The sequence below is a fragment of the Aneurinibacillus sp. XH2 genome, from assembly GCF_001439585.2.
GTDB lineage: Bacteria > Bacillota > Bacilli > Aneurinibacillales > Aneurinibacillaceae > Aneurinibacillus > Aneurinibacillus thermoaerophilus.
This window is the reverse complement of the sequence record NZ_CP014140.1, coordinates 93,513-118,541: the sequence shown is the minus strand read 5'-3', so window position 1 is coordinate 118,541 and position 25,029 is coordinate 93,513. Positions and strand designations below refer to the sequence as shown.

The 25,029-nt window shown below is 43.4% G+C and carries 24 protein-coding genes; 5 read left to right on the top strand and 19 right to left on the bottom strand.

Annotated features, from left to right (window positions below):
* Positions 1-112 precede the first annotated feature (112 nt).
* Both ACH33_RS00600 and ACH33_RS00595 read left to right on the top strand, forming a co-directional pair.
* Positions 113-1,057 (top strand): DMT family transporter, encoded by a 945-nt coding sequence (locus ACH33_RS00600; protein WP_057897261.1) that lies wholly within the window; start codon positions 113-115, stop codon positions 1,055-1,057.
* A gap of 68 nt (positions 1,058-1,125) precedes the next feature.
* Positions 1,126-1,863 (top strand): thioredoxin domain-containing protein, encoded by a 738-nt coding sequence (locus tag ACH33_RS00595; RefSeq protein WP_057897260.1) that lies wholly within the window; start codon positions 1,126-1,128, stop codon positions 1,861-1,863.
* A 34-nt stretch (positions 1,864-1,897) separates the two neighbouring features.
* On the opposite strand, the gene ACH33_RS00590 is transcribed toward ACH33_RS00595, so the two are convergent.
* From ACH33_RS00590 to ACH33_RS00575, 6 genes are all read right to left on the bottom strand, one after another.
* A complete protein-coding gene (locus ACH33_RS00590; RefSeq protein ID WP_057897259.1) occupies positions 1,898-2,254 on the bottom strand; it encodes a hypothetical protein in 357 nt (118 codons plus the stop codon).
* A gap of 37 nt (positions 2,255-2,291) precedes the next feature.
* Positions 2,292-3,680, bottom strand: coding sequence for a class II fumarate hydratase (fumC, locus tag ACH33_RS00585; protein ID WP_057897258.1), 1,389 nt, complete (start codon positions 3,678-3,680; stop codon positions 2,292-2,294).
* A gap of 196 nt (positions 3,681-3,876) precedes the next feature.
* The gene (locus ACH33_RS19930) at positions 3,877-4,041 is read right to left on the bottom strand and encodes a hypothetical protein (RefSeq protein ID WP_236781995.1); all 165 of its coding nucleotides are present in this window, start codon (positions 4,039-4,041) and stop codon (positions 3,877-3,879) included.
* Positions 4,042-4,422: 381 nt separating this feature from the next.
* On the bottom strand, positions 4,423-4,653 hold the full coding sequence (locus ACH33_RS20480) for a UvrD-helicase domain-containing protein (RefSeq protein ID WP_327874750.1): 231 nt from the start codon (positions 4,651-4,653) through the stop codon (positions 4,423-4,425).
* On the bottom strand, positions 4,629-4,805 hold the full coding sequence (locus tag ACH33_RS18420; protein ID WP_162264980.1) for a transposase: 177 nt from the start codon (positions 4,803-4,805) through the stop codon (positions 4,629-4,631). The genes ACH33_RS20480 and ACH33_RS18420 overlap by 25 nt, the downstream gene beginning before the upstream one ends.
* 459 nt (positions 4,806-5,264) lie before the next feature.
* Positions 5,265-6,215, bottom strand: a complete 951-nt coding sequence (locus ACH33_RS00575) for an ABC transporter substrate-binding protein (RefSeq protein ID WP_057897256.1) — start codon at positions 6,213-6,215, stop codon at positions 5,265-5,267.
* A gap of 210 nt (positions 6,216-6,425) precedes the next feature.
* Here ACH33_RS00575 and ACH33_RS00570 point away from each other — a divergent pair, with 210 nt between their 5' ends.
* The 3 genes from ACH33_RS00570 to ACH33_RS00560 are packed head-to-tail and all read left to right on the top strand — an operon-like array spanning position 6,426 to position 9,277.
* Positions 6,426-7,460, top strand: coding sequence for a FecCD family ABC transporter permease (locus tag ACH33_RS00570; RefSeq protein WP_057897255.1), 1,035 nt, complete (start codon positions 6,426-6,428; stop codon positions 7,458-7,460).
* Complete coding sequence (locus tag ACH33_RS00565; RefSeq protein WP_057897254.1) at positions 7,457-8,464, top strand: FecCD family ABC transporter permease; 1,008 nt, start codon at positions 7,457-7,459, stop codon at positions 8,462-8,464. Before ACH33_RS00570 ends, ACH33_RS00565 begins: the two co-directional genes overlap by 4 nt.
* Positions 8,465-8,479: 15 nt before the next feature.
* Positions 8,480-9,277: an ABC transporter ATP-binding protein gene (locus ACH33_RS00560; protein ID WP_057897253.1), complete on the top strand. Its 798-nt coding sequence runs from the start codon at positions 8,480-8,482 to the stop codon at positions 9,275-9,277.
* Positions 9,278-9,567: 290 nt separating this feature from the next.
* On the opposite strand, the gene rlmH is transcribed toward ACH33_RS00560, so the two are convergent.
* The 13 genes from rlmH to ACH33_RS00495 form a co-directional block, all read right to left on the bottom strand.
* Positions 9,568-10,047: a 23S rRNA (pseudouridine(1915)-N(3))-methyltransferase RlmH gene (gene rlmH, locus ACH33_RS00555; RefSeq protein ID WP_057897252.1), complete on the bottom strand. Its 480-nt coding sequence runs from the start codon at positions 10,045-10,047 to the stop codon at positions 9,568-9,570.
* A gap of 261 nt (positions 10,048-10,308) precedes the next feature.
* Positions 10,309-10,530, bottom strand: a complete 222-nt coding sequence (locus ACH33_RS00550; protein ID WP_057897251.1) for a CxxH/CxxC protein — start codon at positions 10,528-10,530, stop codon at positions 10,309-10,311.
* A gap of 223 nt (positions 10,531-10,753) precedes the next feature.
* On the bottom strand, positions 10,754-11,977 hold the full coding sequence (locus ACH33_RS00545) for a S1C family serine protease (protein ID WP_057897250.1): 1,224 nt from the start codon (positions 11,975-11,977) through the stop codon (positions 10,754-10,756).
* Positions 11,978-12,008: 31 nt separating this feature from the next.
* Entirely contained in the window at positions 12,009-12,836 is an 828-nt protein-coding gene (locus tag ACH33_RS00540) for an MBL fold metallo-hydrolase (RefSeq protein ID WP_057900190.1), read from the bottom strand.
* 174 nt (positions 12,837-13,010) lie between these two features.
* Positions 13,011-13,832: a two-component system regulatory protein YycI gene (locus ACH33_RS00535; RefSeq protein ID WP_057897249.1), complete on the bottom strand. Its 822-nt coding sequence runs from the start codon at positions 13,830-13,832 to the stop codon at positions 13,011-13,013.
* 1 nt (position 13,833) lies between these two features.
* Positions 13,834-15,222 carry a YycH family regulatory protein gene (locus ACH33_RS00530; protein ID WP_057897248.1) on the bottom strand — a complete coding sequence of 463 codons (1,389 nt, stop codon included), beginning with the start codon at positions 15,220-15,222 and terminating at the stop codon, positions 13,834-13,836.
* The gene (gene walK, locus ACH33_RS00525; protein WP_057897247.1) at positions 15,212-17,026 is read right to left on the bottom strand and encodes a cell wall metabolism sensor histidine kinase WalK; all 1,815 of its coding nucleotides are present in this window, start codon (positions 17,024-17,026) and stop codon (positions 15,212-15,214) included. The genes ACH33_RS00530 and walK overlap by 11 nt, the downstream gene beginning before the upstream one ends.
* A 3-nt stretch (positions 17,027-17,029) precedes the next feature.
* Positions 17,030-17,749 carry a response regulator YycF gene (yycF, locus tag ACH33_RS00520; RefSeq protein WP_175493633.1) on the bottom strand — a complete coding sequence of 240 codons (720 nt, stop codon included), beginning with the start codon at positions 17,747-17,749 and terminating at the stop codon, positions 17,030-17,032.
* Positions 17,750-17,863: 114 nt separating this feature from the next.
* On the bottom strand, positions 17,864-19,342 hold the full coding sequence (locus ACH33_RS00515) for a M23 family metallopeptidase (protein WP_057897246.1): 1,479 nt from the start codon (positions 19,340-19,342) through the stop codon (positions 17,864-17,866).
* Positions 19,343-19,693: 351 nt separating this feature from the next.
* On the bottom strand, positions 19,694-20,983 hold the full coding sequence (locus tag ACH33_RS00510) for an adenylosuccinate synthase (protein WP_057897245.1): 1,290 nt from the start codon (positions 20,981-20,983) through the stop codon (positions 19,694-19,696).
* Between the two features lie 274 nt (positions 20,984-21,257).
* Positions 21,258-22,610 (bottom strand): replicative DNA helicase, encoded by a 1,353-nt coding sequence (dnaB, locus tag ACH33_RS00505; RefSeq protein WP_057897244.1) that lies wholly within the window; start codon positions 22,608-22,610, stop codon positions 21,258-21,260.
* Between the two features lie 16 nt (positions 22,611-22,626).
* Complete coding sequence (gene rplI, locus ACH33_RS00500) at positions 22,627-23,070, bottom strand: 50S ribosomal protein L9 (protein WP_057897243.1); 444 nt, start codon at positions 23,068-23,070, stop codon at positions 22,627-22,629.
* Positions 23,067-25,028, bottom strand: coding sequence for a DHH family phosphoesterase (locus tag ACH33_RS00495; protein WP_057897242.1), 1,962 nt, complete (start codon positions 25,026-25,028; stop codon positions 23,067-23,069). Before ACH33_RS00495 ends, rplI begins: the two co-directional genes overlap by 4 nt.
* Position 25,029 lies beyond the last annotated feature (1 nt).

The window sequence follows — 25,029 nt, the reverse complement described above, 5'->3', positions numbered from 1 at the left end:
CAGTTAGCTATCATTTATAATGATAGCTTATATCTATTTTAAGCATTTTACATGATATGTGAAACAGGCCTATGATTGGTTATGTATGAAACAGAGATGGAGGAAAGAAAAAATGCGAAGCGTTCAAGTCATCAAGGGTGCTATTCTCTGCCTGATTGCAAGTATAGCGTGGGGAGCTATGTTTCCGGTGGCAGAGCAAGCATTGAAGCATATTGATCCGTTTTATTTTTCATTTTTGCGGTATGCATCCGTGTCGGTGCTCCTTCTCATTTGGTTAGTAATAAAAGAGGGGAAAAAAGCGCTGCGTCTTGAAGGAAGGGCGATGTTACTGTGGTTTTACGGTACGATGGCATTTACCGTGTATAATTTCTTCATATTTTTAGGACAAAATTTACTGGGAAAATCGGGTGTTATTCTTGCTTCCATTATGGAAGCCATGATGCCCCTTATTTCCATTCTAATTTTATGGATTCATAAGCGTGCTCGTCCGGCAGGTTTTACGATGGGATGCATGATCGTTGCCTTTTCAGGAGTCTTCATGGTCGTTACTAAAGGAGACATAGGCTTTTTTTCTGAAGCAAAAAACAGCCTGCTTCCAGTTTTGATCATTTTTTTGGGCGTATTCGGCTGGGTCGTTTATACAATCGGCGGCAACTCGTTTAGTAATTGGTCGCCACTGCGGTATTCAACGCTAAGCTGCGTGCTTGGCACAATCACGGCGGGTATAATCGTCGCGGTTATGACATGGCTTGGTTATTTGGAGATTCCTAAATTCAAAACACTCGTTCTGATTCGATGGGAAATGACTTTTATGATTTTGATAGCCGGGCTAGCGGCACTCATAAGCTGGAATATCGGGGTTAAATACATGAAACCAGTAAATGGAATCTTATTTATTAATTTTGTTCCGGTAACAACATTTGCTATTTCTGTTATACAAGGATATACGACGACTATGTTTGATGTAGCAGGCACCCTTTTGATTATTACAGCCCTTATTTGCAATAATTTATATCAGCGTAAGACACTACAGAAACGGCTGCCGCAAACTACATAATAATAAATCGAATAGCAAAATGGACGTTGATCGAGCATCACTCCCTTTGATCTCGAATATGTTATTACATGACGCAAAAGCAGGAGGGAGTTAACTTGCGGGAGCAGCTACATTCATACGAAAAAAAAATCATGTCTCAGAATGGAGAAGACGGAATCATTGAGGAACTATTTTCGCGTATCGGCACAACGAACCAATTCTTTGTAGAATTTGGAGTACAGGATGGATTGGAATGCAACAGCGCCTACCTCGCTTTATTTAAAAATTGGTCCGGGCTTATGATTGAAGGGAATTTGAATCATTACAAAAATTTATATTCAAACTTTGCCAATCGTGCGACTGTAAAAATCGTACACCAATTTATTACTAAGGAAAATATTGTATCTATATTTAAAAGGATGCATGTCCCCATTGAATTTGATTTATTATCGATCGATATAGATGGCAATGATTACTGGGTATGGAGAGCCTTATCGGAATATAATCCGCGAATTGTCGTTATTGAATATAATGCGTCTTTTCCCCCACCCCAAAAAATGGTGATCAAATACAATCCGAATTTCATGTGGGATGGTACATCTTATTACGGAGCCAGTTTAACATCATTATCAGAGCTTGGAAAGGAATTGGGATATTCATTAATTGGAACCGACTCAAGAGGAGTGAATGCATTTTTTATCCGTAATGATTTAGTGAATGCTTCAAGATTTAAAGAATTGACCCCTGAACAAGCCTATCATCCCCCAGCTTACGGCCCATATAATGGCGGTCATCCATGGCGGGATGGACCTTACCTGGAGATTTAATAAAAAAACCCCTGTCCTTTCAGGGGTGTTCATTTCAAATATTACCCAACTCTTCCGAGAATTCCACATCGACAAACATGCGTCCATTTTTGTAGCGAGTAACGGGTAAGGGAAGTTCAATGGCTTCCGTTAAGATTCCCTTGCATTGAAAGTAAATCACACAATTCTTCTTCCCTGCTTCTCTCTTTTTCATATTAGCGAAGTATCGTATAGCTTCCAGAAGCTGTTCGTACTCCTCTCTGCTCTTCACATAAAAAATATGGATATCGACGCGAATCTCCAATTTGTCATGCATTTCTTTTACCAAAGCGACAGCTGTCCAAGCTTCGTCCCAGTTTTGTTCCAGCTGAAAGCCAAATATATTATGAGAAATAGAGAGAGCCTGCCACACAATGAACCCCCCTTTCGTTCTTTTCAAATGTTCGTTTCTATTCTTTAGGGTGAATCATATGTTCAGGCCGAACGATTTGATCAAATTGTTCCTCGGTCAACAGATTGCTTTTAATAGCAGCTTCTTTCAGCGTTAATCCCTCTTTATGGGCTAATTTAGCGACTGATGCGGCATTTTCATAACCGATATGGGGATTCAATGCCGTAACGAGCATCAGTGATTTTTCCAGATTGTTTTTAATCACACTCAGATTGGGCTCAATACCGACGGCGCAATTGTCATTGAAAGAGAGCATAGCGTCAGTCAGCAGTCGGGACGATTGCAGGAAATTGTAAATGATCACTGGCTTAAAGACATTCAACTCAAAATTTCCTTGACTGGCAGCAAATCCAATTGCTGCATCATTGCCCATCACCTGGCAAACGACCATCGTTAATGCTTCGCTTTGTGTTGGATTGACTTTTCCAGGCATGATAGAGCTGCCCGGTTCATTAGCCGGAATCGTAATTTCGCCGATTCCGCAGCGTGGCCCGCTGGCCAGCCATCTCACATCATTAGCAATTTTCATCAGATCGGCGGCAAGCGCTTTTAATGCACCGTGAACATAAACAATTTCATCATGGCTGGTCAAAGCATGAAACTTATTGGCCGCAGACTCGAATTTCTTGCCTGTTAACTTGCTGATCTCTTCCGCTACCATCTCTCCGAATCTCGGGTGGGCATTAATGCCGGTTCCCACGGCCGTTCCGCCAATGGCAAGCTCCCTTAGAGATTCTGCGCTTTCTCTAATCATTTTTTCACTTTTTTCAAGCATACGGTACCAGCCGCTAATTTCTTGTCCCAATGTTAGAGGGGTTGCATCCTGCAAATGTGTTCTTCCGATCTTAATGATGTCCTTATACTCCTCACTCTTTTGGTGGAGAGTATTTTTTAATTTGACCAATGCAGGCAACACATTGTCTTCAATGGCGATGAGAGCGGCCATATGCATAGCTGTGGGAAAGGTATCATTTGAGCTTTGCGATTTATTGACATCATCATTGGGATGAACCCGAAGTTGGCTTCCGTTTTGTTCCAACAATTGATTGGCACGTTTGGCAATCACTTCATTCACGTTCATATTTGACTGGGTGCCGCTTCCGGTTTGCCATACGACGAGCGGGAAATGTTCATCCAGTTTTCCTTGTAAAATTTCATCCGCTGCCGCTACGATTGCGTCTGCCTTTTCGTTTTCTAATTTACCTAGTTTTTGATTTACCAATGCCGCGCTTTTCTTAAGAACAGCAAACATCCGAATAATTTCTTGCGGCATTTTTTCCGTACCAATTTTAAAATTCTGGAAGCTGCGCTGGGTTTGTGCACCCCACAATTTATCTGCAGCCACTCTCATTTCTCCTAAGGTATCCTTTTCGATTCTGTACTCCATTTCACTTCCTCCTTTTTATATCCACATGTATATGATATCCAGTTTCCCTCCTCTTTGCTCAATTCATAGTGTATCTTCACTGATATGATAATGATTTTCATTATTAATTATATTATCGTAAATAATGGTCATCTTTGTCAATGTCTTTCTGTCAGACGATCTCTAATGTATTTGTGTCCCTTTAATGTTAATCACATCAACTGACCGATACATAAATATCGGGGGAAACGTCATAGATAAATGGACTCATCTCGCCAATGAAATAAACGTGCAATTCATGCATCGCCCTGGTACAAACGGTATAAAAAAGCTTGCGCTCAGAATCTCTCCCATACTGTGCTTGCGAGCCGTTGTAGACGATGACTGCATCGAATTCAATTCCTTTAGCGAGATAAGAAGGAATGACAAGTATACCTGCCTCAAAATATGTTGGTCTCTTTTTCGATAAGACGAAGCGGTAAGTCGTTTTGCAACATCTCGTACGCCTCCCGGATTTCCTGCGCCGTTTTGCAAATAACAGCGATCGTCCTTGTATCCAGCAACCTGAAGCATCTGTAGGCGTTCAGCAATCTGCGCGACAAGTTCCCTTTCATTGGCCGCTTGCGTCAACGTCGGCTTACTTCCTTCACGGTTGAACGGTTCGATTTCTTCTCCACCGTCAATTAATCCACGCGTAAACTCAACAATTTGCCGCATCGAACGATAACTGCTCCTCAATATGAACGTTTCGATCTGTTTGGTTTCATATACGCAAGACAACGCCGCAAATCCTGCACTGGCAGCCGCATGGGTATATATTGCACGGTTTAAGGTTACCAAGCACCGTCATTTTGCTGCGTAGAAACAATCGCCTGATAAACGCGAACTGAAATGGTGAGTAGTCCTGTGCCTCATCAATGAACACATACTGGACAGAAGTGTTCGTCTGAAAGCCTTCAATTTGCTCTTTTACCGTACAAATAAGGCACTGCATCTTCGTAATCTAGCTGTAAGTTGACTCAATAAATCGGATACAGCATCACTATCGTACACATTTGCTGTTGTCAGTTCTTGTGCAAGAATAATCCCTGTCGGTGTTGTTGCCAGATGTAACTTGTAACCCTTGTATAAGCAAAGATGAAACAAAGCAAGGATGTTTCAGGTAAAGTAGTATGCTTTTATGTAATGTTGGGTATCATGGTAAGTATCCACCTCGCTAGAATGGGGTTTGTCGGTACTCACCATTCTTGCTTACGAGGTGGATTTTTTTACGCTTTATTCAGAGAATATACGTTTTGCGACACCCTTATGCTTCATTATAAAATAACAGTATCGTTTTAACATGCCTTACAAACATCCCCATAAATAGTAATTTCGAATTTCTGCTTTACGATCACTTGTGATATGGTTCACCGTAACGGTTATATCCGAGAATTTTTTATTTTTAGTTCGCTTCCCCAGGGACACACCCTTGTCTTGAACACTCCCCTACTACTTCCTTCGAGGCTCATGACTTGCATCCGATAGATTACATACATACTAGACTCATACAAAAATAGGACTGACATTCACGTCAGTCCTATACACTATAATAGATATTTCACTTTATTTTTTCGTTAACGAATCAACAATTTGATCAATGGTTAGTTTATTAGCTATCAAACCGCTAATTGTCCAATGGCTTGGATCTTCCATATTATATACATTACCTTTTTTAACAGCTGGAATACCCTTCCAAACAGAACTATTTTTTAGTGTTTCTAATCCAGATTCACCAGGTTTGCTAACAAGGAAAAGGTGATCAGCATCAAGTTTAGATAATGCTTCAAGTGAAACCGGCTTCCATGTCGCTTCAGCTACAGGTAATTTTTGAATCATTTCAGGTTGAGCAACACCCAAATCATCATAGAGAACATTTGCTGCAAAGCGCGTGTTTTCAAACAAGTAGAATTGATCACCAGCTACCCATAAAATGGCTGCTGTTTCATCACCAATTGCTGCTTTAATTTTCTTAGATGCTTGTTTAGCTTTTTCGTCATAATCAGCCAATGCATTTTTTGCTTGTTTATCTTTACCTAACAATTTACCCATTACTAGCAATTGTTTACGCCAGTCGGAGCCCTCTTCATCTTTAAAAACATATGTTGGTGCCACTTTTTTGTAAACTTCATAATTCCCTTTTTGAATAGCCGCTGGTGAACTAAAAATGATTAAGTCAGGTTTTGCTTTAATCGTTTGTTCTAATGGTAAATCCCAACCAATTTTTTGCACATTTTTTAAATAAGATTGTAAGTAATCAAGTACCGTTGTTCCAATTGACCACTGAGCTACTGGAGTCACTCCAAGTGCTACGAGTGAATCTTCCATGTATGGAGCAAGAATGCGTTTCGCATTTGCAGGGATCGTTACTTGTTGCCCCATTGCATCAGTTACTGTCACATCTTTTGATTTTTCTTTCGCTTCCTTAGCGTGGTTGTTAGTACCACAACCTACTAATAACAATATAGTACAAATAAAAACAGTGATTATTCCTAAATACGTATTTCGAAATCTCATTTATGTCCTCCCTTGTTTATATTACGATAAAGATGATAATCATTATCAAATAAAACGTCAACAATTAAAAATTTAGTTTTTTTGATAATATTTCTCAATTAATTTGATAAAATATTTTGTTGAAAGGTATAGAGAATAATTTTATACTTAATTAATGTTGATAATGATTATCACTATTTTGAAATAACAAAGAAGGGTTGTTTTCAGCTAGTGACAAATTTAGTACAGCGAACTTGGATAGCAGAAGGACGTAAATTAAGAACAGGCTTAATTTTGTTTGTTGGAATTAGTGCTGTCTTGTTGGCCATTTGTATTTCTCTCGTTTATGGAACGACAACTATAAAACTGACGACAGTTTGGCAAGCAATATTCCATTATAATTCTGATAACAAAGCACATCAAATTCTTCTAGAAATTCGTCTACCACGAACATTAGTAGCTGCATTTATCGGTTCTTATTTAGCATTATCCGGAGCCATTATGCAGGCAATAACAAGAAATTCACTCGCTGAACCCTCTCTTTTAGGGGTATCTTATGGAGCAGCATTTTCCCTTGTTATTACAATAGCCCTGTTTCCGAGCGTATCGACTATTGGAGCAACTGTTGCTTCTATGATTGGTGCTGGATTATCAGTGCTTTTCGTATTTACGTTAGCTGCTACTTCAAAAGGTAGAACGACACCTGTTAAATTAGCACTTGCTGGTATAGCGGTAGGAATGTTTTTGAGCTCATTGACCTCAACTGTGGCGCTGCATTTTGATGTGTCAAAAGAGATGAGCTTTTGGTATGCTGGTGGGTTAGCTAACACAAACTGGAATGATCTTAAAATACTTAGTTTTGTTGGATTAATGGGGATTCCAATCGTCTTTGTAATTGCTCATACTTTAACGTTACTCAATCTTAGTGAGGAAGTAACGCAAGGACTAGGAATTAATGTAAGTCTAGTCAAAGCCCTTAGTGTTACCGCAGTTTTGCTATTAACTGGAAGTTCAGTTTCTGTAGCTGGATCAATTGGTTTCGTTGGACTAGTTGTACCTCATATTAGCCGAATGTTAGTTGGACCAGATTATCGCTTTTTGCTCCCAGTTTCAGCAGTATTGGGTAGCTTACTGCTTGTTTTAGCGGATGTCGGAGCAAGAATGATTAATCCTCCTTTTGAAACACCTATTGGAGTAGTCACAGCAGCAATTGGAGTGCCCTTTTTCTTATATTTAGTTCGAAATGAAGGGAGTAGATTAGTATGAACAGCATCTCTATTAAGTTTAAATGGACGATGTTGGTATTACTAGTACTCCTTTTCTTAGCTTGTTTAATAAGTTTGAATCTTGGTGTCGTACCCATTTCACCAGATGAAGTGCTCAAAACATTTATTGGTAATGGGACGAAACAACAACAGTTGATCTTGTTTGAGATTCGTCTACCCGCAATTGTATTAGCTCTCCTCGTTGGTGCAGGTATGGCTGTTTCCGGTACAATTTTACAAAGCATAACACGCAATGAATTGGCTGACCCTGGTATTTTGGGCATTAATGCGGGTGCGGGGGTAGCTGTCGTCATTTATATTACTTTTTTCAAAACAGTAACAGGAAGCCTTAGTACGTTCAGTACTTTTGCTTTACCTCTCTTTTCTTTTTTGGGAGCTTTATTGACAGCAGGTTTGATTATTAGTCTTGCTTGGAAACGCGGATTTCATTCTATTCGCCTAATCTTAGTTGGAATCGGAATCAATGCAGGTTTTAGTGCTATATTGATTGCACTTCAATTAAGAATGACACCAAACGATTTTATGCAAGCAATGGTTTGGTTATCTGGAGATTTATGGGCAACGCAGTGGAAGTTTGTATGGGCTTTATTGCCTTGGTTTATCGTACTAATTCCATACTCATTGTATAAAACACATATACTTAATATCTTGAATTTAGGGAGTCGAGTGGCAACGGGTCTTGGAATACATACAGATCGTGAACGTCTGCTTCTCCTTATATTAGCGGTGGGTTTAGCTGGTCTTGGAGTAGCTGCGGGCGGTGGAATTGCTTTTTTAGGTTTGATTGCACCACATATTGCTCGACGTCTTATTGGACCAAATCATCATTTGTTACTTCCAATAGCTGCAATTCTAGGATCGCTCATTTTAATGTTAGCTGATACGATCGGAACAAATTTAATGCCACCTACAGAGATTCCGGCTGGGCTTGTCGTGTCAATTGTTAGTGCTCCATATTTTATTTATTTATTAATGAAAAAGTAATAAGAAGGGATAGCTATGACAACTCTATCAGCAGAAAAATTAACCATTGGTTACGAGGAACGAATAATTGTTCAAGACCTAAACTTAGAAATTCAACCGAATCAAATCACTGCAATTATTGGTCCAAACGGTTGTGGCAAATCGACTATTTTAAAGACAATGGCACGACTGCATCCATCATTATCTGGTGTTATTTATTTAGATGGAAAAATCATTCATAAGACACCGACAAAAGAAGTTGCTAAAAAGCTGGCAATTCTACCTCAGTCACCAGAAGCACCAAGTGGATTGACAGTGTATGAATTAATTTCATATGGACGGACACCTTATCAAACAGGATTTTCACGACTAAGTAAACATGATCGCCAAATGATTGATTGGGCGCTTGACGTTACTGGATTAACCAATCTCCGAGACCAGTCCGTTGATACTTTATCAGGTGGACAAAGACAACGAGCTTGGATTGCGATGGCTATTGCTCAAGAAACCGATTTATTACTTTTAGACGAACCAACAACGTATCTAGATTTGGCTCATCAATTAGAAGTTTTACAACTCCTAGAGAAATTAAATCAAGAAGATGGACGGACAATTGTTATGGTGATTCATGATTTGAACCATGCTGCTCGTTTTGCTCATCACATGATTGCGCTCAAGAATGGAAAGATTGTTAAACAGGGAACTCCAGAAAAAGTAATGACTACAGATGTACTTAAGCAAGTGTTTAATATCGATACAGTGATTGTTACTGATCCTAGAACAGCTAAACCAGCAATGATTTCTTATGATTTAGTGACATCCTCTCTCCACTAAAGTGAAGAGCTTCCCTGTAGAAGTTCGGGGGCGAGTTGCTCCAGCAGAGATAGTGTCTCTCGACAAGGCCCGTTGTTTTATTTCCGACCTACTTTTTACGCAGATGTGCCACGGCGATCCTCCTGCCACGATTCTACCTGACAGGTACAAAGTGACAGATAGAGCACTAAAAATAGAAACAACTAAGAGAAAGTCCTAATTACTAGGGCTTTCTCTTTCACTGAAAAAACCATTCTATATACGTATATAAATCTTACTTAAGAAATCAACATCTGCTCGTGGAATTTGCGTCATTTGTGATATGGCTCGCCGCGATTAATCTTAAACCCGCGGTACACTTGCTCAAGCAAAATCAGCCGCATCAACTGATGTGGAAATGTCATCCTTGAAAATGACAACGACTCGTTCGCACGCTTCATCACCGCAGCCGACAGCCCCAGCGAACCGCCAATTACAAATGCCACTGAACTCTGACCATACGTCGCCCAGTAATCTAGTTTCTGTGCCAACTTCTCTGATGACCACATCTCGCCTTCGATCGCAAGCGCGATCACATGCTGATCCGGCTTCAACACGGCCAGAATCCGTTCTCCTTCCTTCTCCTTCACCCGCAGCATCTCAGCCTCACTCAAATTCTCCGGTGCCTTCTCATCCGTCACTTCTACGATTTCCACTTTCGCGTACGCCGACAAACGTTTCGAATATTCCTCAATCCCCAACTTCAAATATTTCTCTTTCAATTTGCCAACTGCGACAACTGTTATGTGCATAACTTTTTCCGCCTCTCTCTTTTTTCACACTTTTTGCACAGTTATCCCCTGTATAAACAGAGTTATCCACATTATGTTGATAACATGACTGTGAATATATACTACGAAATAACATTCAAAAAACCCAGTAAAATCAATAATTGTTCCATCTAAAACCTTGTTTTTTCAAATGTGAATAACTACATACACACAAGATTACCCACAAGTTATTCACAGCTATTGGATAACCTTCCCTCTCTTTGTTCACCTGTGGAATTTTATTTATAGTAAAATATATGCAGGCTTTTCGGCGCTATACCGACACGTCTTCGGCGCTTTCCAGCCCACGACTTCTTTCTCCACTTCCGACAATACATACACGTCTGGTGCCTCTCCGTACTCATCTACAAATTCATCAAGCGCCAGCTCAAGCTGATCAGCCGCACACACGATAAAACGCTCACCACCGTTCTCCAAATATTCCTTTTTAACCGGATCGAGCATTCTTTTTTCCTCCGTTACATATTTTCTCTGCTACCCTATGATACCGTATTTACTTGACAGACATACAGAAAAACTCCCACTCGCATTTTTACACACGGATGTTGATGATTCAATACTTACCAGAAAGAAGAAGAGACATATTTTTATCTAAACTCCCGATAAACAACCATATTTCTTACACATAAGAAAACCGGGGAAAATTCCCCGGCCTCTGTTTCATTATTTATTGCATGAGCTGCTTCACAAGCGTCACATTTACACTTTTCTTAATCGATCCGCGGTAGAACGTTATTTGAACCGTATCGCCAACCCGCTTCTGGAATAAATACTTACGCAGCTGCGCCAGGCTTTCAATCTTCTGATCATCAAGCTGCACAATTACATCGTACCGCTTCAGTCCAGCTTTGTCGGCCGGGCTCATCGGCGTTACACTCGTAATCACAACGCCACTTTCCACATCACCCGGCAACTGCAGCGGGTCTCGGCGAGCGTCTTCCGGAACCTGTCCCAAGTCTACCGGTCTCTCAAGACCAAGCATCGGGCGCTGCACAGACTTGTAGCGAATTAAATCGTCAATAATCTTGTTTGCATCATCGATCGGAATCGCAAAACCAAGGCCTTCTACGCCTGTTTTCGCGATTTTCATGCTGTTGATTCCAATAACCTGTCCGGCAATATTCACAAGCGGTCCGCCACTGTTTCCTGGATTAATTGCCGCATCTGTCTGTAAAACGTTTACTTCTAAATCCGTCTCATTGTCCCCGTCGATATCCACCGGCATCGTCCGTTCCGTAGAACTGATGATGCCCTGCGTTACAGTGCGGGAAAATGCAAGACCAAGCGGATTGCCGATCGCGATCGCCGGCTCTCCAACTTTGACTTTGGAAGAATCGCCAAATTCCGCGACTTGCTCTACTTTTGAACCATCAATTTCTAGTACTGCAAGGTCGGTATACTCGTCTGCACCTACTACTTTCGCCTCTACATTCTTTTCACCATTGGCCAATGCAACTTGTACTTGTTCAGCTCTTTCAATCACATGATAGTTCGTTACGATATATGCTTTTCCCCCGGCTTTGCGAAACACAATACCAGAACCTGTCCCTGCTGTTCCCTCTTCCACAAATCCGAAGAAATCGCGTCTCTGCTGAATATTGACGACACCAACCACCGCATTTTCTACTTTTTCCACCGCATCTACAATAGCAGTATTAACATTGACCGAATAGTTGGCCGTATTGCCCCCGATTACAGGTTCCCGCTGTCCCGGCTGCTCGGGCAGAGCCGTCCATCCGGGAAAATAACCTGATTTCAGCAATGTCGGCACCATCATCAGTACCACAAGGCCGCCGATGATCGCTGACACAAGCGCAATAAAGAACGTAGAGGCGCCGCCCCGCTTTCCTTTCTTGTGGCCGTTATAAAGTTCATCATCGTAATAACCCATGGCGTTGCTCCTTTCTTTCCCTGATCACTTCCTACTTTCCATTGTTACCTGTCATGCCGCTTCCCTTACGAACAATTTCCTGAACAGCTGTAGGATGAACAGGCGAAGTATCCATCAAATGTATATCTTCTCCTTCATAAAATCCGTATTCCTCAAGAATATTCTTCACCGTTAGCCGTGCCAATTCAGTCATGTTGTTCTCTTTGCTTAAATGGGCCAAATACACGGTCTCTCCCTTACCTGCAAGAATATCTCCCAGCGCTTCACCGGCCGCATCATTGGAGAGGTGACCAACGTCGCTTAGAATACGCCGTTTTGTATTCCATGGGTAGCTACCCATGCGAAGCATTTCCACATCATGATTGGATTCAAAGATATATGCATCTGAATCGCGAACTGTATCCTTAATTCGTTGACTTACATATCCTAAGTCGGTTGTCAAGCTCACCTTGGCTTCACCCTCATAAAAACAAAAGCCCATCGGTTCAGCGGCATCATGTGATAAGCCATACGATTCTACTTTTATGTTCCCAAATTCTACTGTTTCGCCTACTTCCATAATAAGACGCTGATCTTCGGCGATTTGCCCAAGTTGGCGCTCCAGCTGTTCCCATGTTTTTGAATTGGCGTAAATGGGAAGCTGATAACGGCGGGCCAGCACTCCCACCCCCTTAATATGATCGGAGTGCTCATGGGTAATAAGGATAGCGTCCAAATCAGCAGCATTCACGCCTACCTCTTCCAATAACCTCTCTATTTGCTTACCACTTAATCCGGCATCTACTAATAATTTACTATTTTTTGATTCGATAAAAAAAGAATTGCCAGTACTTCCACTGGCGAGCACGCTAAATTTCATAACACGTTCTTCGCTCCTTGCTAAGCCCTTCTTTGCAAATTTAAGGAAAACTCGCATGCTACCCGCATTTATCCTTGTGCTGCTTATGTAAAAACAGCCTCCTAGCATCGCTTTAGAGCGGAGCGCAATTCGTAAGTTTTTCCTATTCATACTCTAGAAGGAACCCCGTCATTTTTATGACGGGGGAATACCACTAGTATTATTATTGGAGATTGCCTCATTTTTTTCAAGAGGAGGGGCCTGTTCGATCGCCCCGGTGATACCGTTCACATACTGTATGCCTCCGGTATGAACCACCCGCCAGACAGGAGCCAGCACTTGAATGTCCGCATCATACATATGACCGAAATAACCGACCGTTACATCAGAGATAGCTTCACCGTAACGGATGTACCCATTATCCAACAACGTGCGGATGGCAGTGAAAGCCGGGATGATTTTACGTCCCGTCCCCTGATTAACAATTTGAACATGTATCTGTCGATACCCCAGCATCCGGTTGCGATCATTCATAATTTCCAGCGGGGCACTGAATATCGGATACTTGCCGTATTGCTGGACATAACATTGCAGCGTCTTGGAACTTCTCTTCTTGTCATATGTGTAATCCTGGCTATACGCGATATACCGTTCCACCTTTTTCAACAATTCCTCCTTATTTATAAGGTTCGTCAGTAGCAATGGCTTATTAAACTTTACCGTCACCCCTACACCTTGCTGTCCGACAATCTGTCCGGTTAACTTCTGCAGGTGACTGGCAAAACTGGTAAACCGAACATTCACATAGTTCATCTCTGGCGGCATTTCGGTTGGAATCTCCGTTTCCAGTTTGATATTGCGAGTTTTTAAAAGCTCCTCAAGACTTGATGGAATCAGCTCTCCTTGAGGCGCAATTTCCATGTCCCGGTTCTGGCTCATCATCACCTGATAGCCAAGAAACAAATCCAGCAATAAAAATGTAATAATTAAAATGGTTTTCGCTTTGCTCCAGTCCATTTTACTTTCCCTCCGCCCGCTTATCAAACGCGGTGGCATCGGCTTCGATATAGATTGGTGGACGCTCCGTCATTCTTACTGTCCAGCAAGGTTTCATCTCAATAAAATCATAAACCGGACGGGTACACAATCCCAGTTCAATGGAGACGACCTGTTGTCTAGAAATTCCAAGCTCTTCAAGGCGCTTTATCAATTCTTCACCTGATACAACTGTAACTGGTACACGCTCGAAGTATACATCAAGTTGCCGCATTGGATAATACAGTTCAGAAACCGTACCGCCCGATACCCGGACAGAAATCGTGTTCTCATCCGGCCCATCGCTAAACAAAGGATAAGCTCCAATATACTGGCGAAAACGATAGGTTACTGTTCTTTCGCGCTCCGGCTCTACCATATCAACACTCTCCAAGTAATAACGTCCGGTCCATCCACCATGACGATTGACAAAAGAAAGTGCGGAATTCAACGCTTCATAGTTCGCCTGCTTTGTTTCCGCCTGTTCCCACTCATGCACAGGATATCGATACAATAAATAATTTCGTGCAGCCGGAATGGAAACGGATTGACTGCCATTTGTATAGATCGTAGTGCCATCGCGCTCCGTCACCTGCCGGGTCAAACTTACGTCGACAAACATCGCCTCCAGTACTTGCCTAACAGTCAAAGGCTGGTAGAAATATCGGTAGCGCGACATCTTCTCCCGTTCTTTCGGCAGATAAATCGGTTGATAGAATGCATACCGATTAGAGTGAATAGCCTCTTCACGATGATGGACAAATGCTCGGTACATCATTTGCTCAGGTAGATGAGTCAGATAATTAGGTGAAAGAATGCTGTCCATTTGTCCAACTGTCACCGAAGTGTGAGCCCGAACAACCTGTTGATCACGATCTGAAATAAATAAAGCGTTGACGATATTTTTTTCCCGACTCTCATACAGCAAAATCCGGCTCGCCGAGCGAAACTCTTCCGCTCCCCTTCCACGAACTGTAAAAAGTTCGGGCATAATATCGGCTGGGATTTCGTGGCTATACACAATTTCCACAGCCTTTTTCTTGTTGATAATATTTTCCCATTCTTCTTTCGTAAGCCGAGTACGTGCAAAATCATAAAAGTACCACGTATCCATTTCGTATTGGATTTTTTTGTATGTCCCTGATTCAACGGCGGCTTTCATATGTCTTCCATTTCCTGTATGGAGGATAAAGGCCTTGGGACGGATTACATCAGTTACTTCATATTTATGGCCTGCCGGCGGCGGCGCAACATAATCGGAAGGAGCAAGGTTTTCCAACTGAGGGGTGCTATTCCAAAGCAACCCGGAAAGCACAAGGCTTATGATAATCAAAAAAGTTAGGAGTATTGTTTTGATTTTTTCAAGATTCATTCTTCATCTCCTCGTATACCGGCAGCGTGAAGCTGACCCTCGTTCCTTTCTGCCACTCGCTGTCAATCTCAATCGTTCCGCCGTGCGCCAGCACAATCTGCCGGGCAATAGACAGACCCAAGCCCGTGCCTCCCATACTGCGGCTACGCGCTTTGTCTACCCGGTAAAAGCGTTCAAAAATTCTTGTCAGATCGCGTTTCCGTATTCCCATCCCTTCATCCATAATATCAATCCGTACATATTTTTCTCCCACTTCACACGCTTGAATCATCACCTTTGTATTCTCATTGGAATACTTCATAGCGTTTGAAATCAAATTGTCCAGCACCTGAATGATATTATCCCGATCTGCTTTTACAGGCGGAAGATCATGCGCCGGAAAATCCAATTGAAGCTCAATGTTTTCCTGCCGGCTCTGTAACGCAAATCTTTCTACTACGTCTTGCAACAATTCCGGGACATTCACTGGCTGAAAATCAAAGTTGTATTGCCCGGCATCGTACCGGGAAAGCTGCAATAAGTCAGTTACCAGCCGCGTCATCCGATCCGTTTCGTTCAACAATACGCGAAGAAACCTCCGGGAAAGCTCCGGATCATCGACTACGCCTTCTTCCAGCGCTTCAAGATAGCTTTTCAGCGTCGTCAGCGGCGTACGCAATTCATGCGACACGTTGGCTACGAATTCCTGTCGTTCGCGCTCAAGCGCTTTCTGCTCAGTCACATCCTGCAAAACGGCGATAATACCAGCATGTTTTTGCTCTGCCCGGTTTTTTAGCACCGTAAACGAAAAGCGGATCAGCCTCTCTTCCCCTTCTACATTCATATCCATTAACAACGATCCGTTTTCTTCAAATAAAGAGTCCCGTTCATCACTATCGCCAGGAATAGAGAGCACCTCATACAAATTCTTACCAAGCACGGTTTTATAACTTACACCCAAAATACGCTGTGCAGGTTTATTGACAAGGATGATGTTACGATCGCCATCAGCGGCAATGACACCGTCGCTCATATTTGCCAGAATCGAGGAAAGTTTTTCTTTTTCTGCCTCAGTCTGAGAAAGGGCTTGCTTTAGTCTTCGGGTAAGCAAGTTAAACGTTTCCCCCAATTGTCCGATTTCGTCTTCGGAATAAATGCGAACTTGCCTGTTAAAATCCCCGTTTGCCATTGCTGTCGCTTGCCGGGTAATTTCCTTGACCGGCGTCGTAATCGTGCGCGCCAGTACAATCCCCAGCGCGGCTGTAAGCAGGAGGGCAATCCCCGTACCGGTAGCGAAAATTCCATTAATCTGGCGCATTGTGTGATAAACTTCTTCCATTGAAGCCACCATGTAAAGCACGCCAAGAATTTTTGTTCCCTTCTTAATCGGCAGGGCCAGTACCTTAACCCGCTGCCGGGTTTCCGGGTTGTACTGGATCGATTCGTTCCTTGTGCCAAGCAACGCCATATTTACTTCGGCTCGTGTATTTTTCTGGCCGATAAAAGCTTTGTTTTCTTCGGTCGTGGTAAGTACAATCCCGTTCTGATCTAACAATTGGACATCCGCATTTCGCAGGGCAAACAAGTTATGGATTAGATTATCTATATCCTCCCGCGGAACCATCTCTTCTTCTAGGTATTTCTCCACATTAACAGCTAGCAAATTCGCCTGTGTATTCAACGTTTCATTGAAATTATTTAAATAATACGATTCTGCGGAGCGGATAAAATACGCCCCGATCACCTGCATTGCAATCAGAATTAACAATAAATAAAGAATAACGATCTTCCATTGAACCGTTTGAAAAAAACGGATACGTTTCATTCGTTATTCCTCCACGCCGTTGCGCATCATATATCCGAGTCCACGCCGGGTAATAATGTACTGCGGAGAACTCGGATCGTCTTCAATTTTCTCCCGCAGGCGTCGAATGGTTACATCAACAGTGCGTGCATCGCCAAAGTAATCAAAGCCCCATACCGCCTGCAACAAGTGATCGCGCGTCATCACCTGGCCACAGTGTTTCGCCATGTATTGTAAAAGCACAAACTCGCGGTGCGTAATATCAATGTTTTGCCCGTTCTTTTCAACTGTATAAGACTTCATGTCAATTGTCAGTTGACCTACCGTAATCCTGGAAGGAGACTCGCTTTCTTTCTTGTTTTCTTCCACCACACGCTCCTTTACGTGACGACGCAAATTGGCTTTAATCCGTGCAAGCAATTCACGGCTGCTGAACGGCTTCGTAACATAATCATCAGCGCCGAGTTCTAGGCCGAGCACCTTATCTAGTTCGCTATCTTTAGCCGTTAGCATAATAATCGGCACATCAGATGTGCGACGGATAATACGGCACACTTCCATACCGTCCTTTCCCGGAAGCATGATATCAAGCAAAATTAAATCCGGATTTTCTTTTTCCGCAAGTGTGACCGCTTCGTTTCCGTCATAAGCACATACAACCTCATAGCCCTCTTTCTCTAACGTAAACTGCAAAATGTCCGCGATCGGACGTTCATCGTCTACTACCATTACTTTATGTCTCACGGTTTTCACCTCTCTAACTACTTTCCACTTTCCTGGCTAAAATCCTGCCCCGGATATCCCCATTAAAAAACCGGTGAAAGAAGCCTCTTACACCGGTTTTTTCTCTATTCTATATTAACGAAGATAGGGGAGCGGGTCGACAGCTTCCCCGTTTTTGCGAATCTCAAAGTGCAAGTGGGGCCCTGTGGAACGCCCTGTATTGCCGGATTTGGCGATCACTTCTCCCTTTACCACAATATCGCCCGGCTTAGCTATAAAGCTGCTTAAATGGCCATATAACGTTCTGTATCCATTTCCATGATCGACAATCATACATTTTCCGTAGCCGCTTTTTTCTCCGGCAAAAACAACGCGGCCATGATCGGCTGTATGTACTGGCGTGCCAACCGGATTTGCGATATCAATTCCTTCATGCATCCGGCCCCAGCGCATACCAAAACGCGAACTCAAAAGTCCGACCGCAGGCATGCGAAAATGTCCATCTCCGCGGGAAGGCTTGATTTTTGTTCCGCGGATCACAACTTGGGCGACCGGTTTCTGCAATATTTTCTGGTGTACAGGATTTTTCCTCACAAGTTTGCCGTTCTCTTTTATCAGTTCGTACACAATCTGCTTGCTTCCATTTTTGCCCTGGATGACAACTTTGTCATCACCACGGTACTTTTTCGGATCATTCTGCTGCTTTACCGGGTAAGGAATAGCAACCGTTTCGACCATTTCCTTTCGGGACACTACCGTAACCTGAGGTGAGAACGCCTGCACATTTATCGTGTCACCGATTTGCAATACACTATCTTCTTTAAGATGAGGATTTAAAGCAAGCAATTCTTTTTCTTTAAGCCCATATTGCGATGCGATATTCCAGAGCGTCTCCCCGGCCTTGATCACATAATTTTTTTGCTCCGGTACACCTTTCAGCAGCACATTCATCAGTTGTTCGTCATTTAATACACGGGTGGGAGAAATGGTTTTATATGTAATGTCAATATGTTCCTTAATGCTGACATCCGATAAATCAGGTTGCGCCTTCGCGTGTACCTTCGGTGCGAAGGCAGGAGTAACGGCTACCATCAGCGCGTGCGTAGACTTCTTCTCGCTATACATCGCTTTTAACCGTGTTAACGCCTGCTCAATACTTTTCTTATCCCGCGCATAAGCAATCGCTTTTCCGTTCACTACAAGTTGTGCGGCATTCGCTTCTACTTTGATTTCGGAAGCCAGACGATCCAGTACGGCTTTATTCTCTAACTTTTTCTCGGCGTAATGTTTTTCTTCGGTTATTGTAATCTTTTTGTTAAATCCGAAGGCAAGATGAGGATACTTTTTCTTTTCAGCTACCAGCATATCCGCGAGCCATTTTTGAATCATTTGCGGATTATCAACCACACCAATATCTTTTCCGTCTATCGCGACACGATACAACGTACTAAGATTGGACTGATATATATAACCACCTACAATTGTTCCACTTACCAACAAAAAGACTGCAAAAATACCAAGTGCCAGCTTCCCTGTATTTTTTTTATTTTGAACGAATCTTACGCCATGAGACCATGTTCCTTTCGTCCATGACGACATTCTTTCAATAAACATCGTAACCTCCCGTTTTTCTCCGTCGAATCGCAAAGATTCTTCTATAAATAACAAAAAAGGGGATCCTTAGAAAAGTATCCCTTTGTCCTTGCTTATTTTTTAGTTAACGGGGAAATTTTATACATATCGCAAGGCAGAGCACGACAATGCCTTCATGTTCCTTCTTCCAAACACCCCTTCATGGTAGCACCGGAAGAGTATAATAGCAAGAAAAAAACGACACATTTCGACAGAAAATAACAGGAATAAGAGGAATAAATATCTAAACTCCCTGAAAAAGCAATGCTCCCGGCTTTTTTAAATAAAGCCGGAAGCGATTAACCTCGTTATATATAGCATTACGCTGACACATTACAAAGAATATACGCTACGAACAACATTGGTTTGATCACGATCAGGACCTACGGAAAACGTCGCAAGCGGAATGCCGGTCAGTTGTGTGATACGCTCCACATAGTGGCGCGCATTTTCCGGAAGTTCATCAAGCGAACGAACGCCTGTAATGTCTTCTTTCCAGCCTGATAGTTCTTCGTATACCGGCTCGCATTCCGCCAACATATTAAGGTTTGCCGGGTAATGTTCGATAATTTGGCCCTTATAGCGGTAAGCGGCGCAAATTTTCACCGTATCGAGCCCAGTCAATACATCCAGAGAGTTCAGAGCAAGAGCTGTGATCCCACTTACGCGACGCGCATGGCGGACAACTACGCTATCAAACCAGCCTACACGGCGCGGACGACCTGTTGTCGTACCATATTCACGGCCTACTTCACGAATACGGTTACCGATCTCATCATGCAGTTCAGTTGGGAATGGCCCGTCACCCACACGGCTAGTGTACGCCTTTGCCACGCCTACCACATGATGAATTTTTGTCGGTCCTACGCCGGAACCGATGCACACGCCGCCAGCTACCGGATTGGAAGACGTTACAAATGGGTATGTTCCTTGGTCAATATCCAGCATTACGCCCTGCGCACCTTCGAACAATACACGCTTCCCAGCATCAATAGCATCATTCAGCACAACAGACGTATCCGTTACATATGGGCGAATGCGTTCCGCATATGCCAAGTATTCATCGAGAATTTCCTCCGCTGTAAAACCGTCTGTTTCATAGTACTTTTCGAACAGTCGGTTTTTTTCCTCCAGATTGCGGCGAAGTTTTGTTTCGAATACTTCCTTATCCATCAAATCGGCGATGCGAATACCGATACGGGCAGATTTATCCATATATGCCGGTCCGATACCTTTTAAGGTTGTGCCGATTTTATTGTCGCCTTTCTTTGCTTCCTCTGCCGCGTCGAGTTTCATATGATACGGCATGATAACATGAGCACGGTCGCTAATGCGCAGATTATCCGTGTTTACACCATTGTTATGTAAATAATCTAGTTCTTCTACTAACGCCTTCGGATTGACAACCATTCCATTTCCGATGACGCAGATTTTTTCTTTGTAAAAAATTCCTGAAGGAATTAAGTGCAATTTATATTTTGTCCCGCCAAAAACAATGGTATGACCCGCATTGTTTCCACCTTGATAACGCGCGACGACTTCCGCTTTTTCCGCTAAGAAGTCAGTGATTTTTCCTTTTCCTTCGTCTCCCCATTGGGTTCCTACAACTACTACGGTTGACATTGGCTGGGCACCTCCTACTTTTCTAACATACTAAGTTTAGCAATCGCTCTCTTGTATGTCAATCAAAACCGAACGATCGGGTTCTATTGAAGCAATTTGTTCGAGAATTAGAATAAATATAAGAAAAATTCGCGGGCATTGCTATTTGTCCTTTTTCCTTAAAAAAGGAAAACGGCCGCTTTGCGTCCTGTCGATCGGATCTGCAAAATATCAAAAAAATCCCTATCAAGTAGAATAGGGATTTTTTTGAAAATATATGCATGGATGGTACTTCCTACTTCTGCACCGGCTCCTCATGCTGACTTAGACTTACAAACTTATTGTATTCTTTAAGAAAGGCAAGTTCCACCGTCCCAGTCGGCCCGCTCCGTTGCTTACCGATAATGACTTCAATGATGTTTTTCCGCTCCGTCTCTTTGTTGTAATAGTCATCGCGGTAAAGGAAGGCAACCATATCAGCATCCTGTTCAATGCTTCCACTCTCGCGAATATCGGACAACATCGGCCGCTTGTCCTGACGCTGTTCCACAGCACGGCTTAGCTGCGATAAGGCAATGACCGGGCATTCAAGCTCACGGGCGAGCAACTTAAGCGTTCGGGAAATCTCGGAAATTTCCTGCTGGCGATTATCGCTGCCGCCCTTTCTCCCGGTAATCAACTGTAAATAATCGATCAAAATCAAACCCAGACCCACCTCCGCCTTCAGGCGGCGGCACTTGGAACGGATTTCGCTTATAGTAATTCCTGGCGTATCATCTATATAAATAGGAGCGTTCGCCAGCGTACCAATTGCCATCGTCAACTTGTGCCAGTCTTCCTCCGTGAAATACCCTGTACGCATTCGCTGTGCATCAATATTGCCTTCCGCACAAATCATCCGCTGCACAAGCTGGGTCGCTGACATCTCCAGACTGAATATCGCCACGGAAGCCCCGGCGCGAGCAGCCACATTCTGTGCCACATTTAACGCGAACGCAGTTTTTCCCACTGCTGGCCGGGCAGCCAAGATGATAAGCTCGGACGGTTTCAGCCCAGCTGTCATCTTATCAAGATCCGGATACCCGGTAGGCAACCCGGTAATCTCGCCCTTATTATTCGATAGTGTCTCAATGTACTCATACGTATCCATCAGCACATCTTTAATGTGCTGAAAGCTGGATGTACGCTGACGCTGCGCAATCTGCATAATGCTACGCTCAGCTTCGCTCAAGAGCGCCTGCACATTTTCACCCATCGTATAGCTGTCTGTCACAATCTTGGTCGCAGCCCGAATTAAGCGGCGCAGAGTTGATTTTTCCTCTACGATCCGGGCGTAGTATTCCACATTGGAGGCTGTTGGAACAGATGTGGCCAGATCAGTCAAGTACGAAACCCCGCCTACTTCATCCAACTGTTTGCGGTTCTCCAGCTCCGCCGTAACGGTTACAAGATCGACTGGCTCATTCCGTTCCCCTAAATCCACCATCACCTGAAAAATGCGTTGATGAGATGTTCGGTAGAAATCTTCTGCCGTCAAAATATCCGTCGCCGTGATTAATGCTTCCTGCTCCAAAAAAATAGCCCCCAAAACGGCCTGTTCGGCCTCGATGTTTTGGGGTGGAATACGATCGAGGAAAATATCACTCATAGCCTATCCCTCAATTCTATTCTTCAACAACATGTACCTTTACGGTCGCTGTTACTTCTGGATGCAGCTTTATCGGCACATTTGTATAACCAAGGGTACGAATCGGTTCAGAAAGCTCTATCTTACGCTTATCTACCTTGTAATTCGCTTTCTTCAATTCCTCGGCGATTTGCTTTGTACTCACGCCGCCAAACAGACGACCACCTTCACCGGCTTTCGCTTTAACAGTAAGCGTGAAATTCTCAAGCTCTTTTGCCAGTGCTTTCGCGTCTTCACGCTCCTGTTCTTTGCGTTTGGCCTCGCTTTTCTTATGTGCTTCAAGCATTTTCAAATTGCCGGGAGTCGCTTCCTGCGCCAATCCTTTTTTAAACAAAAAGTTACGCGCGTAACCTTCGGAAACCTCCTTAATTTCCCCTTTTTTTCCTTGCCCTTTCACATCTTGCAAAAAGATTACTTTCATTTTAGTTTCCCCCCTTGATAATTCTTAAGTATTTCTTTTAGTTGAGCAACCGCTTCGGAAACGGTCACGTCTTTCAACTGGGTAGCTGCATTATTTAAATGTCCGCCGCCGCCCATCTGTTCCATGACAAGCTGAACATTGAAATCACCCAGCGAGCGAGCGCTGATAGACACCAAACCATCCGGTCTGCGGCAGACAACGAACGAAGCTTCAATACCAGCCATCGTGAGCAACGTATCCGCCGCCTGCGCGATCAACAATTGACCGTATGTTTCGTCCTCTTTCCCTCTCGCGATGGCGATAGAGCCGCAAAACACTTCCGTATGTTGGACAATTTCCGCACGGCGAATGTATTGATGTAAGTCTTCTTTCAGAAGCACTTGTACAAGAGCGGTATCCGCCCCTTTACGCCGCAAGAACGAAGCGGCTTCAAAAGTCCGTGAACCGGTGCGAAACGCAAAGCTCTTCGTGTCAACCACAATTCCAGCGAGCAACGCGGTCGCTTCCAACACATCAAGCGCCAGGTTATCTCCTTGATACTGAAGCAATTCGGTAACAAGCTCGCTAGTCGATGAAGCATAAGGCTCAAGGTAAATAAGAACCGGGTCGGAAATAAACTCCTGCGAACGCCGATGATGGTCGATAAGAACAACCTTGTGGGTCACGTTCAACAAACGCGGTTCGATAACCATAGACGGACGATGCGTATCGACCACGACCAGAAGCGTCCTCTTCGTCGCCATTTGCAACGCCTGATCGCTGGAAACAAAATAGTCACCCAAGTATTCATGTTCTTCTACTTCCTGCATCAAGCGCTCAATCGCAGGATTGCTTTCATCCAGTACAATATACCCCTGTTTTTCAGCCGCATGCACTGCTTTCAGCACGCCGATTGCGGCGCCAATCGCGTCCATATCCGGCATTTTATGTCCCATAATAAGCACAAGATCACTTTCCAGCATTAAATCGCGCAGCGCGTGCGAAATAACGCGTGCGCGTACCCGGTTCCGCTTTTCAACAGCATTAGACTTACCACCATAGAACGTAATTTTATCCCTGAATTTCACAGCCGCCTGGTCACCGCCGCGGCCAAGTGCCACGTCAAGACTGGATTGTGCCATTTCACCCAGTTCAATAACCGTGTCGCTTCCGGCTCCTACTCCGATACTCAGCGTAATCGGGATTTTATTCTTGTTCGTCATCTCACGCACCACATCAAGAATATCAAAGCGAGTGGCCTCCAACTGATGCAAAGTTCCTTGATCAAATACCGCCAAGAACTTGTCAGAAGAAAAACGCCGTAGATAAATACCATATTGATGCGCCCATTTTGTGATCGCTCCCGTAACATTAGTAAGAAGAAGGCTTCGGCTTTGTTCATCCATGCCCTTTGCTACCTCATCCAAGTTATCCAGATGAACAATCGCAAGTACAAGCTTTTCCTCCTCATAATGCATCTGCAATTCCTTATAATCGGTAATGTCCGTAAAATAAAGCAGACGCTCCTCCGGGCGATGCAATATTTCGTAAATTCGCTTGCGGTATGTTATCTCCGCTTTTTGCTGATCTTCCTTTATTTCAGTAAGCGGTGGAAATACATCAAGCAGCGATTCGCCAATTAAGCTGTCTTTTTCGGTCATATGCTGCAAATATGGATTGTGCCATTCGATCACCTTATCTTCATTATAGAGCACAATGCCGATCGGCAGTTCATTGACCACTCCATCCCCCGCTTTTTTGATGCGATGGCTTAATGTAGAAATATATGTCTCCATCTCATCACGAATAAGCAGCTGATTATGAAACGCAAGATATCCACTGCTCGCCACCACCACAAAACCAATGATCGCAAACACCCAATTTACATAAACAGCCAATAATCCAGCCGCTAATGCACAAAAGCCGAGAGCGAGGATAATATGCGAGCCAAACCAGCGCTTTGCCAGGAACTTCAGCATA

Bases quoted from the DNA above. Each gene is read 5' to 3' on its own strand.
- ACH33_RS00575 (WP_057897256.1), bottom strand. From the start codon at position 6,215: ATGAGATTTCGAAATACGTATTTAGGAATAATCACTGTTTTTATTTGT.
- ACH33_RS00545 (WP_057897250.1), bottom strand. From the start codon at position 11,977: ATGGGTTATTACGATGATGAACTTTATAACGGCCACAAGAAAGGAAAG.
- ACH33_RS00495 (WP_057897242.1), bottom strand. From the start codon at position 25,028: ATGCTGAAGTTCCTGGCAAAGCGCTGGTTTGGCTCGCATATTATCCTC.
- ACH33_RS00530 (WP_057897248.1), bottom strand. From the start codon at position 15,222: ATGAATCTTGAAAAAATCAAAACAATACTCCTAACTTTTTTGATTATC.
- ACH33_RS00515 (WP_057897246.1), bottom strand. From the start codon at position 19,342: ATGTTTATTGAAAGAATGTCGTCATGGACGAAAGGAACATGGTCTCAT.
- ACH33_RS00535 (WP_057897249.1), bottom strand. From the start codon at position 13,832: ATGGACTGGAGCAAAGCGAAAACCATTTTAATTATTACATTTTTATTG.
- ACH33_RS00540 (WP_057900190.1), bottom strand. From the start codon at position 12,836: ATGAAATTTAGCGTGCTCGCCAGTGGAAGTACTGGCAATTCTTTTTTT.
- walK (WP_057897247.1), bottom strand. From the start codon at position 17,026: ATGAAACGTATCCGTTTTTTTCAAACGGTTCAATGGAAGATCGTTATT.
- ACH33_RS00600 (WP_057897261.1), top strand. From the start codon at position 113: ATGCGAAGCGTTCAAGTCATCAAGGGTGCTATTCTCTGCCTGATTGCA.
- ACH33_RS00550 (WP_057897251.1), bottom strand. From the start codon at position 10,530: ATGCTCGATCCGGTTAAAAAGGAATATTTGGAGAACGGTGGTGAGCGT.
- ACH33_RS00510 (WP_057897245.1), bottom strand. From the start codon at position 20,983: ATGTCAACCGTAGTAGTTGTAGGAACCCAATGGGGAGACGAAGGAAAA.
- dnaB (WP_057897244.1), bottom strand. From the start codon at position 22,610: ATGAGTGATATTTTCCTCGATCGTATTCCACCCCAAAACATCGAGGCC.
- ACH33_RS20480 (WP_327874750.1), bottom strand. From the start codon at position 4,653: ATGCAGTGCCTTATTTGTACGGTAAAAGAGCAAATTGAAGGCTTTCAG.
- fumC (WP_057897258.1), bottom strand. From the start codon at position 3,680: ATGGAGTACAGAATCGAAAAGGATACCTTAGGAGAAATGAGAGTGGCT.
- ACH33_RS00595 (WP_057897260.1), top strand. From the start codon at position 1,126: ATGACGCAAAAGCAGGAGGGAGTTAACTTGCGGGAGCAGCTACATTCA.
- rlmH (WP_057897252.1), bottom strand. From the start codon at position 10,047: ATGCACATAACAGTTGTCGCAGTTGGCAAATTGAAAGAGAAATATTTG.
- ACH33_RS00565 (WP_057897254.1), top strand. From the start codon at position 7,457: ATGAACAGCATCTCTATTAAGTTTAAATGGACGATGTTGGTATTACTA.
- ACH33_RS00560 (WP_057897253.1), top strand. From the start codon at position 8,480: ATGACAACTCTATCAGCAGAAAAATTAACCATTGGTTACGAGGAACGA.
- rplI (WP_057897243.1), bottom strand. From the start codon at position 23,070: ATGAAAGTAATCTTTTTGCAAGATGTGAAAGGGCAAGGAAAAAAAGGG.